The sequence below is a fragment of the Paenibacillus sp. FSL R7-0216 genome, assembly GCF_037969915.1.
Lineage (GTDB): Bacteria > Bacillota > Bacilli > Paenibacillales > Paenibacillaceae > Fontibacillus > Fontibacillus rhizolycopersici.
In genome coordinates this window covers 4839954-4852896 of the sequence record NZ_CP150222.1, presented here as the reverse complement: position 1 = coordinate 4852896, position 12943 = coordinate 4839954, and the positions used below count along the sequence as shown (strand labels likewise).

At 52.6% G+C, this 12943-nt stretch carries 12 protein-coding genes; all 12 read left to right on the top strand.

Features of this window, described 5'->3' with window-relative positions:
- The first annotated feature begins 43 nt into the window (after positions 1 to 43).
- The 12 genes from MKZ15_RS22315 (at position 44) to MKZ15_RS22260 (ending at position 12941) form a co-directional block, all read left to right on the top strand.
- On the top strand, positions 44 to 796 hold the full coding sequence (locus MKZ15_RS22315) for a glucose 1-dehydrogenase (protein WP_155604808.1): 753 nt from the start codon (positions 44 to 46) through the stop codon (positions 794 to 796).
- Positions 797 to 1000: 204 nt separating this feature from the next.
- The gene (locus MKZ15_RS22310; protein WP_213622311.1) at positions 1001 to 1450 is read left to right on the top strand and encodes a MarR family transcriptional regulator; all 450 of its coding nucleotides are present in this window, start codon (positions 1001 to 1003) and stop codon (positions 1448 to 1450) included.
- Between the two features lie 117 nt (positions 1451 to 1567).
- Positions 1568 to 1966 carry a DoxX family protein gene (locus tag MKZ15_RS22305; RefSeq protein ID WP_155604810.1) on the top strand — a complete coding sequence of 133 codons (399 nt, stop codon included), beginning with the start codon at positions 1568 to 1570 and terminating at the stop codon, positions 1964 to 1966.
- Between the two features lie 48 nt (positions 1967 to 2014).
- Complete coding sequence (locus MKZ15_RS22300) at positions 2015 to 2653, top strand: nitroreductase family protein (protein WP_339818278.1); 639 nt, start codon at positions 2015 to 2017, stop codon at positions 2651 to 2653.
- Between the two features lie 32 nt (positions 2654 to 2685).
- The gene (locus tag MKZ15_RS22295) at positions 2686 to 3639 is read left to right on the top strand and encodes a ring-cleaving dioxygenase (RefSeq protein WP_155604812.1); all 954 of its coding nucleotides are present in this window, start codon (positions 2686 to 2688) and stop codon (positions 3637 to 3639) included.
- On the top strand, positions 3636 to 4259 hold the full coding sequence (locus MKZ15_RS22290; RefSeq protein ID WP_339818276.1) for an alpha/beta hydrolase: 624 nt from the start codon (positions 3636 to 3638) through the stop codon (positions 4257 to 4259). Before MKZ15_RS22295 ends, MKZ15_RS22290 begins: the two co-directional genes overlap by 4 nt.
- Positions 4260 to 4281: 22 nt before the next feature.
- On the top strand, positions 4282 to 4893 hold the full coding sequence (locus MKZ15_RS22285; protein ID WP_155604814.1) for a flavin reductase family protein: 612 nt from the start codon (positions 4282 to 4284) through the stop codon (positions 4891 to 4893).
- 232 nt (positions 4894 to 5125) lie between these two features.
- Positions 5126 to 6700: a helix-turn-helix domain-containing protein gene (locus MKZ15_RS22280; RefSeq protein WP_339818273.1), complete on the top strand. Its 1575-nt coding sequence runs from the start codon at positions 5126 to 5128 to the stop codon at positions 6698 to 6700.
- Between the two features lie 18 nt (positions 6701 to 6718).
- Entirely contained in the window at positions 6719 to 8536 is a 1818-nt protein-coding gene (locus MKZ15_RS22275) for a sensor histidine kinase (RefSeq protein ID WP_155604816.1), read from the top strand.
- Entirely contained in the window at positions 8533 to 10062 is a 1530-nt protein-coding gene (locus MKZ15_RS22270) for a response regulator (RefSeq protein WP_155604817.1), read from the top strand. Before MKZ15_RS22275 ends, MKZ15_RS22270 begins: the two co-directional genes overlap by 4 nt.
- A 128-nt stretch (positions 10063 to 10190) precedes the next feature.
- Positions 10191 to 11897, top strand: coding sequence for a sugar ABC transporter substrate-binding protein (locus tag MKZ15_RS22265; RefSeq protein WP_155604818.1), 1707 nt, complete (start codon positions 10191 to 10193; stop codon positions 11895 to 11897).
- 78 nt (positions 11898 to 11975) lie between these two features.
- Positions 11976 to 12941: an ABC transporter permease subunit gene (locus MKZ15_RS22260; RefSeq protein WP_155604819.1), complete on the top strand. Its 966-nt coding sequence runs from the start codon at positions 11976 to 11978 to the stop codon at positions 12939 to 12941.
- Positions 12942 to 12943 lie beyond the last annotated feature (2 nt).

The window sequence follows — 12943 nt, the reverse complement described above, 5'->3', positions numbered from 1 at the left end:
CACAATGTCCGGCCGTATGGGCCGATCAAGGAGGAGTCTAAACATGGGAAGATTGGACAATAAAATCGCGATAATTACCGGCGCTGCCGGGGGGATGGGCAAAGCTGACGCGCTGTTGTTTGCGAAAGAAGGCGCCAAAGTCGTCATTACAGACATTCAGGACGAAAAAATTCAAGCCGTTGCCAAAGAGATTACAGATCAAGGCGGGGTAGCGGTAGCTTTGACGCAGGACGTTACGTCGGAGGAAGATTGGGCGCGGGTTACCGAAACGGCCCTGACGCGGTTCGGCAAAATCGATATCCTCGTCAACAATGCGGGGATCTCCAGCGCAACGCCTTTTTTGGAGACCGACCTGGAGCTGTGGAACAAGGTGATGAACATCAATGTCACCAGCGTATTTCTCGGTCAAAAATACGTCATCCCGCACATGATCAACGGTGGGGGAGGCTCCATCGTTAATATTTCCTCGATTGCCGGACTGACCGGCGGCAGCGGCACGGGGCCTTATACGGCCAGCAAAGGGGCCGTCCGCCTGCTTACGAAAGCGACGGCGGTGGATTATGCGAAGCATAACATCCGGGCCAACTCCATCCATCCGGGATACATCGAAACGCCGATGACCAAAGATTTGATGGCTGACGAGAACATGAGAAACTGGTTTTTGTCGCAAACGCCGATTCCGCGCCTTGGACAAGCAGAGGACATCGCCAAGGGCGTGTTGTTTCTTGCCTCTGACGAATCCTCATACATCACGGGTATTGAGCTTCCCATCGACGGCGGGTACTCTGCCAAATAAGTTGGTTTCCGCTCATCGCCATGACTTAACGGTCGCTCCGGATGCGTTAGTTGCGCATTGCTGGGGTGGCCGTTTTCATTTAGGGTTGACATTTATCTCGATATCATTTATCTTAATATTAAGACAAACGACATTAAGAGTTACCGAAGTCATTTAGGGTTACCCTATGATATACTTTCGGAACAATCAGGGAGGTGAGTGGATATGACGAATCAAGCGAAGAGCGACGACGCGCTGCATTTGTTCGTCGTATTGTCCCGGGCTAGCGAGTGGGTTCATGCGCATAGCGACAAGGGGATTCGGCAATACGGATTAACCCGGACCGAATTCGGCGTACTGGATCTGCTATATCATAAGGGCAGACAACCGATTCAGCAAATCGGCAGCAAGGTGCTGATGAGCAGCGGCAACATTACGTATGTCGTAGATAAGCTGGAGAAGAAAGGATACGTGACTCGTCAGGACTGCCCGGAAGACCGGCGATTGGTGTACGCGGAAATCACCGAGCAAGGACGCCAGTTCATCGAAGAGGTGTTCCCGCAGCATGCCCGCCTTATTGAGGAGGCGGTCAGCGGACTTACTCCGGAAGAGAAGGAGATCGCCGCGATGCTGCTGAAGAAGCTGGGTAAATCCGCACAGGAAGGCTTCAAGTAGCGACTTAACCATTCCGAAGCTCTGATAGGCGGCGGGAAGGGCGTCGGAAGACGTCTTCTCAGCTCAAATATCTTAATATAAAGATTCTCTAAATTCACATAAAAAGGAGTCATGAACATGACATTAGCATTGGCCTTATTCATTATACGTTTGGTGTTGGGATTCACGATGATGGCGCATGGTGCGCAAAAGCTGTTTGGCTGGTTTGGCGGCTACGGCCCCAAAGGAACCGGAGGTTGGATGGAATCGCTGGGAATTAAACCCGGAGTGCTGATGGCGGTATTAGCCGGTCTCGCAGAATTTGGCGGGGGATTACTGGTGGCGGCAGGGCTGTTTACGCCGTTTGGAGCGGCGCTGCTGATCCTCACGATGATCGTGGCGATCGTCTCCGTTCACGCCAAGAACGGGTTCTGGTCGACCGCAGGCGGGTACGAATACAATCTGCTGCTGATCGCTGTTTCGGTTGGGTTGATCTTGTCTGGCGCAGGGGCCTACTCCCTCGACGCGCTGCTTTGATCACCGTTGCAAAACGACGATTTTTCTAATCTGGGAGGAGCCCTAGTCATGAACTCGAATGAACATGATTTTACTACTATCGTTAAATCCCGCCGTTCGGCGAATAAATTCATCCCCGGCGTGGAAATCCAAGACAAGGAACTGGAAGAAATCTTCAATCTCACGAAATTTGCGCCATCGGCGTTTAATTTGCAGCATACCCACTATGTGGTGGTCAAGGACCCCGCATTGAGGGAACAAGTCTACGAGGCTGCGGCCAAGCAATACAAGGTCCGAACAGCCTCGGCGGTGATCCTGGTACTGGGTAAACGGGATGCCCACAAGGACGCAGGAGCGATGAACGAAGGAATGCTGAATTTGGGTGTGCTCAGCAAACAGGAGTACGACCAGCTTGTGTCCGATACGATCGGTTTCTATGAGAACCGGGGCGAGGCGTTCATGCGGGAGGAAGCGATCCGCAGCGCCAGCCTGTCGGCCATGCAGATGATGCTTATCGCCAAAGATCGCGGCTGGGATACATGCCCAATGATCGGGTTTGATCCTGTGGCGATGCGCCGGTTGCTGAATGTCCCGGATAATTACGAGCCGGTGATGCTGATTGCCATCGGCAAGGAGGATACCTCCAGCTTCCGCCCGCGCGGCTACCGTAAACCCGTCGGAGAATTCGTCAGCTATAACCGATTTTGAATCGATTTTCCCAAAATAAGGAGGAGTTACACATGGTACATCCAACTTCAGGAATTCATCATATTACTGCATTTGCTACTGATCCGCAAGCTAACGTTGACTTTTACGCAGGGGTGCTTGGACTCCGACTGGTTAAAAAAACCATCAACTTCGATGCGCCAGAAGTGTATCATCTCTACTTCGGTGACGAGGACGGGAATCCGGGTACCATCATGACCTTCTTCCCAACACCGGGAGCCCGTCGCGGCCGGGTCGGAGCCGGTCAGGTAGGGATTACCACCTTCGCTATTCCGGTTGGTGCCTTGGCTTTCTGGCAGGAACGGCTGCATCAATTCGGCATCTCCACCACTGTGGCAAACCGTTTCGGCGAAACGTATCTCCATTTCCGCGACAAGGACGGATTGCAGCTGGAATTGGTGGAGCGTACGGCCGGCCCGCAAAGCACATGGTCGTTTGGCGGCGTCCCAGCTGACAAGGCGATCAAAGGGTTTGGCGGTGCGGTGCTCTACAGTGTCGCCCCGGAGAAAACCGCTACGTTGCTCGAAACCGTCATGGGTTTGAAGAAGCTCGGTGAGGACGGCGACTACGCCCGCTTTAAAGCGGAAGGCGACCTCGGCGACGTGATTGACGTAAACGTGAAACCGATGGAATACGGGGCGGGCGGCGCCGGGACGGTGCATCATATCGCCTGGAGAGCCCGGGATTTCGCGGAACACGAGGAATGGAGAACATGGGTTGCTGAACACGGCTACCATCCGACGCAAATCGTCGACCGGCAGTATTTCCACGCGGTCTATTTCCGGGAAGAAGGCGGCATTTTGTTCGAAATTGCTACCAACCCGCCGGGATTCGCCAATGACGAAACGTCGGAGCATTTGGGCGAAAAGCTGATGCTGCCAGCCTGGTATGAACCGCACCGTGAAGCGATCGAACAAAATTTGACCCCGTTTGAGGTCCGGGTGCTGAAGGAGGATCAGCAGGGATGAAGCATATCTTCAAGCCGGGTTCGGCAAGCGGAGAAGCGGCGGCTCCAACGCTGCTTCTCCTTCACGGGACAGGCGGCACGGAGCAGGACCTGCTTCCGTTGGCCGAGATGATCTCTCCGACGTCGGCGGTGCTAAGCGTCCGCGGCAACGTGCTGGAGAATGGGATGCCGCGCTTCTTTCGGCGGCTGGCGATGGGCGTGTTCGATGAGGAGGACCTGGTACTGCGCACGAAGGAGCTCCATGACTTCCTGGACGAAGCGTCCGAGCAATACGGCTTCGATCGGGGCCGCGTCGTCGCGGTGGGTTATTCCAACGGAGCAAACATTGCGGCAAGCCTGCTGTTCCATCATGCGGGTGTGCTGAGCGGGGCGATATTGCATCACCCGATGGTGCCGCGGCGGGGCGTTTCTTTGCCGGTGATGGCGGGGCTGCCCGTCTTCATCGGGGCGGGACGGAATGACGCCATGTGCCGTCCGGAGGAAACCGAGGAGTTGAAAGGGCTGCTTAGCGGGGCCGGAGCCCAGGTGCATGTGCATTGGGAGCCATATGGCCATCAATTGACCGAAACCGAAGTTCAAGCTGCGGCGGAATGGTATCGAAATCATCTGTTGAACACTTAATAGATTCAAGGAGGTGCCGTCAATGATATCCATTAACCCGGAGCAGCAAACGGAGAGGGACAATTACAAGCTGCTGATCGGCAGCGTCATCCCGCGGCCAGTTGCGCTGGTGACGACGATGTCGTCTGAGGGTGTGCTCAATGCAGCCCCATTCAGTTATTTTAACATCGTGACGGCCGATCCGCCGATGGTGTCGTTGGCGGTACAGCGGAAAAACGGCGCGTCGAAGGATACGGCCCGGAATGCCGCGGCGACGGGGGCCTTTGTCGTGCATATCGCGGATGAAGCGTACATTCGCGAGTTGAACCACACTGCGGCGCCGCTCCCTCCAGAGAAGAGCGAGGTGGAGGCGGCAGGACTCACGCCCATCGCCAGCGAAGCGATCGCGGTCCCGGGTGTTGCCGAAGCCAAGATCCGTATGGAGTGTGTGTTGGAACGATCTATCCCCTTAGGCGGTAAAGAGCAGGGCCCTTCGGTCGATTTGCTGATCGGCCGGGTGGTTCGATTTCACATCGAAGAGGAGCTGTACGAGTCTGGACGAATCGACCCCCATGGATTGCAGCCGATCAGTCGATTGGCGGGGAACAGCTACGCCCGGCTGGGAGACATTTTTGAATTGGAACGGCCAAGGTAAGTTCTGGGGAAAGTTATTCCCTCCGCGGCAACAGAGGTAAGGAAGTCCGTGATATATCGGGTTCAGGAAAGGCAGTTCGGAGCAGACCGCTCTAGGCTGCCTTTGTTTGTTGGATAAATTAAGTTTCCACGAGAGGAGAAATTGTGCTAGCATAAAAATGAGTACGCTTACATGCCAAGTTTAAGCATTGATATAAATAGGGGAAATCGCGTGAGGGGGAGGGATCGCGGCCATGCGGCAAGTGCTTCTGGTGGATGACGAGCCTTGGGTGCTCGAAGGGCTTCGGACTATGGTGAACTGGGAAAAGCACGGCTTTCAAGTATGCGGCGAAGCGCTGGATGGTCCCGAGGCGCTGGCCAAAATGCAGGAGCTTCGGCCGGATCTAATCGTCACCGATATTCATATGCCGGTGATCAGCGGCTTGGAGCTTATTGAACGGAGCAGACGGTTGTTGCCGAAGCCGCCCAAATTCGTCATCTTGAGCGGGTACGATGATTTCAATTATGCGCTAACGGCCATGCGGCAGCGGGTTGCGGAGTATTTGCTGAAGCCGATCGATGAAGATGAGTTCGAGACGATTCTGGCTCGTCTGGGTCAGTCCATCGCGGAGGAGATGGAAATGGAGCAGGCCTCGTCGCGCAAGCAGTTGCTGTTTAAGAATAACATCTTGAACCGCTTGATTCAGGGGGAGGAAGGAGACCGGTTGGAGCAAGAAGCAGCCGTCGCTCTGCAGTTGGGAGGAGAACCGGAGCTGCTGTGCATGTTGATCGACGCCGGCGCCGGCGGTTATCCATCGGATTTAAAGCTGAGGGTGTCGACGTACTTCTCCAAGAATACCGATCGATTGTTCCTTGACGCCCTGGGCCGGGTCGGGGTGATCGTCCGTACGGACGAATTGCCGCCGCCGCGGCTGGAGGAGATTGGGCTGGCGATCAGCGGCGAGCTATCCGATCTGGATCGGCCGGTGGTTATTGCCGTCAGTGAGGTCGGGAAGGGCATCCGCTCGATTCGAGAGTTATACCTGCAAACGCTGGAGACCGTCAAAGTGAAGCGTGAACGGGGGAAGACCGGCTTCTTTCTACCTTGTCCTCACCCGCAGCCCTCAAATACGGAGGACGCGTTCAGGGGGAAATTTGACCTCCTGCTTGAAGCCGTGTTAGAAGGTGACCCCGTGGCAGCTGGGGCGGCGGTGGAGGAAGCTTTTAGTTCTCTCGCCTGCAGCCAGATGAGCGTAGATTCCATCCGGGTATTTGCAGGCAACATGGAACTGACGTTATGCCGCAAGATCAAGAGAGCGGGCGGCGACGCCGACGCCTTTATGGTTCACATGCAGGAGGATGCAGGAACTCCAGACGGCATGAGTGATTACCCGGCATTGAAGGGTTATTTGCACAAGCTGTGCCGGGAGGCTTCGTTGCTGCTCGCCGGGTTACGGCAGAAGAACGAGAATAATACGATGTTTCAGGTCATTCAGTACGTGGACGAGGAATATCGCAGTAAATTGAAGCTGCAAACCCTCGCCAAGAAGTTCCACATGAACCCGACTTATTTGGGACAGGTGTTCAAGAAAGAAACGGGAAAACCCTTCAACGAATATCTGAACGAGAAGCGAATCGAGGAGGCCAAACGCCTGTTAAAGCGTACTCCGATGAAAATTTCCGATATCGCGCTGCAGGTCGGTTATCCGAATACGGACTATTTTATTAGCAAATTCAAACAGGCGACGGGGATGTTGCCTTCTGTATACAAATCTGAGTTTCTCAATGACGGTTCCAAGAACGAGGCAGGGATAAAGCCGGCCGAATAAGCCCGAGGTGGTGCAAGCATGAGAAGATGGAGATTCCGGAGGACGGTTAACGATATTCCGCTGAATACAAAATTTTTGCTGATCTACCTCATTGGCGTCCTATTGCCGATTTTGGTCATTAACTTGCTGCTTATGGGACGGATGACGGACTTCATCAAAGAGCGCGAGGAGCAGAACCTGGACATTTCCATGGAGCGTGCCCGAAAGGATATTCTTGATTTTATCGATGGCGGAGTAGCCGTCAGCCATGCCCTGAATACGGATAAAACGCTGTACGAGAAGATGGAAAAGACGTACGCCGATCCGCTCGATTTCTATGAGACGTTTGACGAGCAGCTGCGCAATCGGGTCACCAGCTACATTCCGGTCAACAACCAGATATTGCGGATCGGCATTTACACGAGCAATCCCACGGTTGTTCCTGGCGGTAATTACCACATGATCGATGATGAGGTGAGGGGCAGTGAGTGGTACCGGATTTGGCAAAGCTCGACGGATCCGGTGGTCATCGCGGCCTACCGGGCTTCGCAGGTCAATAACCTAGCTAATATCGAATCGTATTTCAGCGTGATCGAGCAGATGGATTACTATGATTCGTATAACATGTTCGAAAAAGTGTTGCGGATCGACATTGACCTCAGCAAGATTTACGACGTCATCATGCGGGAGCGGGACTATCTGGATTTGTATTTGGTCAACGGAAACGACGAGATCATCGTGTCGGCCAACAGCGGATACCGGCAAGGGCAGAACGACGGCTATCCCCGATTCGAACTGACCGCGGCGAATGAGGAAAAGGGCGTGGAAAGCGTAGCGATCGGCAACGCGCGGTACGTCAAAGGTTGGCGTCTCATCGGCATCCCGCAAGGGACGCGGGTTTCGAAGGCGATGTTCGAGATGAGGCTATTCGTGGGGATGCTGGCGGCCGCGATCACCTTTTTCACGTCGATCTTTATTTACGTGATGCTCCGTTCATACCATTACCGGGTGAAACGCTTATCCCGCCATATGCAGAAGGTAACCAACGAGAAGTTTGATCTGATCAACATCGACGAAGGCCGTGACGAAATCGGCGGCTTGATCCGTAATTTTAACATGATGACCGCCCGGATCAATGCGTTGATCAACAACGTCTATAAGCTGGAAATCCAGCAGAAGAGCCTAGAAGCCGAGCGGGTACGGGCGGAACTGAACTTTTTGCAGAGCCAGATGAACCCGCATTTCCTGTTCAATACCCTGAACGCGATTTTGGTCGTCTGCACGAAAAACAATTATTCCGACGTGACGGACATCATCAAGAACCTGTCCAGACTGCTGCGCCGGCTGCTGCGCTGGAAGGAGGATCTGGTTACTTTGGGGGAAGAGATCATGTTCATCGACATGTATTTGAAAATCGAAAAGTTCCGTTTCCGGGATAAGTTCGAATATAAATTCGATATCGAACCGGAGGCGTTGCACTATAAAATTCCGAAGATGAGCATCCAGCCGCTGGTGGAGAATGCCTGCAAGCACGGGATCCAGGCGGTTCAGGGGACAGGTCTCGTCACTGTCAAAGCAAACGTGGCGGACGGTTGGCTGCGCATCGTCATCTCGGATAACGGTAAAGGCATCGAACCCGAGCAGCTGAGGGAAATATTGCTCTCCGTACGCAGCGAAAACACCTCAGGAAACAGCATCGGCATCCGCAACGTTTATCGCCGATTCGAGCTCTATTACAACGACCAGGTTCGATTTAATATCAGTAGCAATTCGGGACAAGGGACGGTGGTGTCTGTCGAGATCCCGATCCGGCTGCTTGAACACCAGAAAGAGATGGACAGGGAGGGGCAAGCATGAAATTCAAGGTGTTACTGGTGGATGATGAGCCGGCAGCGTTGGAAGGCATGCAGCTGTGGATCAACTGGCCGGAGCTCGGCTTCGATATTTGTGGTATCAGCAGCAACGGCGCGGAGGCGCTGGAGCAGATCGAGAAACTGCAGCCGGATCTGGTCGTGACGGATGTGCGGATGCCGGTGATGGACGGTTTGGAAATGATCGAGACCTGGCAGAAGCGAAATATCCGTCCGGTCAGCTTTGCCATCGTCAGCGGGTACAGTGAATTTCAATACGCCCAAAGGGCTCTACGCTTCGGTATTACCCGGTATCTGCTGAAGCCGATTGACGAGGAGATGGCTGCCGAGGAACTGGGGGCGATATATAAAGAGCTGGTGGAGGAACGAGGGCGTCAGCGCATCAACCGTATCGCTTCTTACGAGGAGACGGTTAACTTGCTGAAGGTGTTGTTGAATCAACCAACGAGCCTCCCCGGGGATACCCCGCGGATCGATGTGCTTTCAAGTCTTCGAAAGGCATGGAATGTCTGTCTCATCCAACCCAGAAGCAGCAGTTCGGCGGAGACACGAGAGGGGGTCTCGACTTTTGCCGAGGAGCGGGAAGCGATGTACTTGATCGACTTGGAATCCGGCAGCTTTGCCTTGGTATACGGGTTCGATCCTGACACTGACGGCAAGGATGGCCTTGCTCGAATGAGGGATTTGGAGAACTGGTGCCGAACTCTAGGAGCCTTTGCAACCGTGGGAGCAGGTGCGGAAGGTCTGCTGGAGATTTCAGAAACGTACCGTCAGGCCCAGACGGCATTGATCCACCGCTTTTATACGGATGACTTTGCCGGGATTACGGTTTACCGTGATGTAGCCGGGTTCACATTCCGCAGCCAGTACGATCAAACGGAGCTCGTGGATCGGATCATGGGAGCGCTGCAGTTGTTGGACAAATCCGGCTTGGAGGAAGGTTTGTCCCAAGCGGAAGACCGTTTCCGGGAGAATTCACTTGCACCGGACATCGTGCGTAAATTCGTGATTCACTTGTTCTACCTGATGCTGGAGCACTTGGACGAACTCCCGGACAAGGCGTCGGAGCTGCAGAGTCGATACGATATCCCCGGAAAGGCATCCGCCGTTTATACCATGCGGGAGTTGGTGGACCTTATTCATTCCGTGGGTAAGGAGATCATCGATCTGCTCCTTGAAGTCAAGTCTCAGCGTTCCCAAGGGGTCGTCCAGAACATCAACGCCTATATTCAGGAGCATTTCCGCGAGCCGCTAACGATTAAGAAATTGGCGGAGGTCTTTTACCTGCATCCGGTCTATTTGGGCCAGCTGCTGCAGAAGAGAAACGGCGTTCATTTTAACGAGATGATCCATAATTTGCGGATTGAAGAAGCCGTAAAGTTGCTCCGGGACGGAACCCTGAACAATGGCGAGGTTGCCGAACGGGTCGGTTACGCTAACTACGGTCAATTCCTCAAGCAATTTGAAAGAAGATTACAAATGTCGCCTAATGAATACAGAAACAGGAACTGAGATTTTGAAGGTTAAAACTTTAATTGTGAACTAGTTACGGTTTGGTAGCGCTTTTACAATAAAGATAAGTTGATGAAAGGGCTTACAAAACACCTGAACATCAACAAATCATGACGGAGGTGCTTTACATGGGGGGCAAGACAAAATCAATGCTCCGGCTCAGCGTGATTCTGTTGTTATCGCTCAGCGTCATCCTTGCGGGATGCGGCGGGGGCAAAAACAACGCTACCAAAGCCGACAACAACACCGGCAATCAGGCAGCAACAACCGGAAACAACGCCGGGGATAAGGTTGAACCGTTTGAAATTACCGCATTCATCGGGGAAGCCGGTCAGCAGCCGACGGCCGACAACAAGGTCTACAAGAAGATCAAAGATGAGCTTGGCGCAACGTTCAAATTCGAATTTCTCGCCGGGGACATCAACCAAAAGCTCGGCGTTATGATCGCAGGCTCCGATTACCCGGATATCATGACGGGCAATACGAAATTGACGGCGGCGGGCGCTTATATCCCACTGGAAGACCTCATCGAAGAACACGCTCCAAATTTGAAAAAGCACTATGAAAAATACTGGAACATGATGAAGGACCCGAACGACGGCCATATCTACATTCTTCCAAACTACGGGGCTTATAACGGGGAAGTCAGCACGACCTGGTATTCGGGACCGGCTTTCTGGATTCAAAAGGCCGTTCTGGCAGATGCCGGTTACCCGCAAGTGAAAACACTTGACGAATATTTTGACCTGATCGCGAAGTACAAGGAAAAGAATCCGACCATCAACGGCAGCCCGACGATCGGTTTCGAAATTTTGAACTACGACTGGAGAAACTGGGGCTTGTTCAATGCTCCTCAGCATCTGGTCGGCCATCCGAATGACGGCGGCGTTATCGTTAAAGACGGGAAAGCCGAAATCTTTGCGGACAAAGATATCGCGAAGCAATATTATCAAAAGCTGAACGAAGTCAACGCGCAAGGCTTGATCGACAAAGAAACGTTTACGCAAAACTACGACCAATATATGGCTAAACTTTCCAGTGGTACCGTACTCGGGATGTTTGACCAGCACTGGAACTTCCAAGACGCCGAGAACGTGTTGATTACCGCGAAAAATCACGAAAGAACCTATGTTGGCTTACCGCTGGTCTATGATACAAGTATCAAGGACCACTATTTGGACCGCCCAGCGCTGAATCTGAACAACGGCTTCGGTATCAGCGTCAATGCCGGCGAAGAGAAAGCAATCAAAATTCTCAAGATGTGGGACCGCCTGATTCAGGAAGATTGGCAAAAAGTCATGTCCTGGGGTATTGAGGGCGAAGACTACATCGTCACCGAAGAAGGCCGCTTTATGAAAACCCAGGATCAACGCGACAAGTTTACGGATGCCACCTGGAAGTTGGCTAATAAAGCGGATGCGCTTCACAAATTCAGTCCGAAAATGGAAGGCTATTTCAGCGACGGTAATGCGACCGATGCGGCCGCACAACCTGAAGAATACCAAGCAGGTTTGGAAGAATACGACAAGAACTTCCTGGCAGCCTACGGCTACAACAGCTATGTTGATTTCTTCAGCCCAGCTCCGGAAAACGAGGTTTCTTACCCGGCATGGTCCGTTGACTTGGTGGAAGGCTCCGATGCCAAGATTGTCAACACCAAACAAAACGATCTGTCTACGAAATATCTGCCTAAAGCTATTTTGGCCAATCCGGCCGACTTCGACAAGGTTTGGTCTGAGTATACCGGGGAGATCGGTAAACTCAACATCAAAGCTTACGAAGACCGCATCAATGAAGTGCTGAAATGGAGAATCGACAGCTGGACAGTGAAATAAGGTAATTATTAAATCGGAGAATGGAAGGCGCTGAGCCTTCCATTTTCCGAAAAAATAGGCTTTGTGGGGAGAACAATTATGGATGAGACCTTAACGAAGGAACGCGTCGTCCCGAAAGCAAAAAAAAGAAAAAAACAGCAAATAACCTGGTCCCTTGTCAAGAGTCAGCGGCAGTTGATTTTTATGTCGGTCCCGTTATTGGCTTATATCATATTATTTGCTTATTACCCGGTATGGGGCTGGACGATGGCATTCCAAAATTACAAACCAGCAAGGAGCTTTGCTCAGCAGGAATGGATCGGCTTCAAACAGTTCAAATTTCTGTTTACGGATGACAGCTTCCTCCGGGTGCTGCGCAATACAGTGGCAATGGGTTTCATTAACCTGGTGCTAGGTTTTATAACCGCGATTATACTAGCTTTGTTGCTGAATGAAATCAAAAAAATCTTTTGGAAAAGAACCGTCCAAACGATTTCATATCTTCCGCACTTTTTGTCCTGGATCATCGTTACCGGGATCGTCGCGACGTCCCTTGCTTCGGACGGGATTATCAACGATGTCCTGATGAAGCTGCATTTGATCAAGGAACCCATTTTATGGTTAAGCGAAGGCAAATATTTCTGGGGTGTCGTTGGCGCTTCCCACGTCTGGAAAGAGGTTGGCTGGAATACAATCATTTATTTGGCCGCCATGGCCGCGATCGACCCAGCCCTTTATGAAGCCGCGGATATTGACGGAGCGAGCCGGTACCGGAAAATGTTCCATGTCACGCTTCCCGGCATTAAACCAACGATCGTCATTCTGCTGATCATGTCCATCGGTCATATCCTGGAGGCCGGCTTCGAAGTTCAGTACCTGCTTGGTAACGGTCTGGTCGTCGACTGGGCGGAAACGATCGATATCTTCGTTCTGAAATACGGGATTGCTCAAGGCAACTACTCACTGGCAACCGCCGGCGGTATATTCAAAACGGTCGTTAGCATAACCATGCTGCTCCTCGCGAACTGGATGGCGAAGCGACTAGGGGAAGAGAGGTTGTTATAGAG

Excerpts from the sequence above, each read along its gene's own strand:
- MKZ15_RS22315 (WP_155604808.1), top strand. The coding sequence starts at position 44 with ATGGGAAGATTGGACAATAAAATCGCGATAATTACCGGCGCTGCCGGG.
- MKZ15_RS22310 (WP_213622311.1), top strand. The coding sequence starts at position 1,001 with ATGACGAATCAAGCGAAGAGCGACGACGCGCTGCATTTGTTCGTCGTA.
- MKZ15_RS22305 (WP_155604810.1), top strand. The coding sequence starts at position 1,568 with ATGACATTAGCATTGGCCTTATTCATTATACGTTTGGTGTTGGGATTC.
- MKZ15_RS22300 (WP_339818278.1), top strand. The coding sequence starts at position 2,015 with ATGAACTCGAATGAACATGATTTTACTACTATCGTTAAATCCCGCCGT.
- MKZ15_RS22295 (WP_155604812.1), top strand. The coding sequence starts at position 2,686 with ATGGTACATCCAACTTCAGGAATTCATCATATTACTGCATTTGCTACT.
- MKZ15_RS22290 (WP_339818276.1), top strand. The coding sequence starts at position 3,636 with ATGAAGCATATCTTCAAGCCGGGTTCGGCAAGCGGAGAAGCGGCGGCT.
- MKZ15_RS22285 (WP_155604814.1), top strand. The coding sequence starts at position 4,282 with ATGATATCCATTAACCCGGAGCAGCAAACGGAGAGGGACAATTACAAG.
- MKZ15_RS22280 (WP_339818273.1), top strand. The coding sequence starts at position 5,126 with ATGCGGCAAGTGCTTCTGGTGGATGACGAGCCTTGGGTGCTCGAAGGG.
- MKZ15_RS22275 (WP_155604816.1), top strand. The coding sequence starts at position 6,719 with ATGAGAAGATGGAGATTCCGGAGGACGGTTAACGATATTCCGCTGAAT.
- MKZ15_RS22270 (WP_155604817.1), top strand. The coding sequence starts at position 8,533 with ATGAAATTCAAGGTGTTACTGGTGGATGATGAGCCGGCAGCGTTGGAA.
- MKZ15_RS22265 (WP_155604818.1), top strand. The coding sequence starts at position 10,191 with ATGGGGGGCAAGACAAAATCAATGCTCCGGCTCAGCGTGATTCTGTTG.
- MKZ15_RS22260 (WP_155604819.1), top strand. The coding sequence starts at position 11,976 with ATGGATGAGACCTTAACGAAGGAACGCGTCGTCCCGAAAGCAAAAAAA.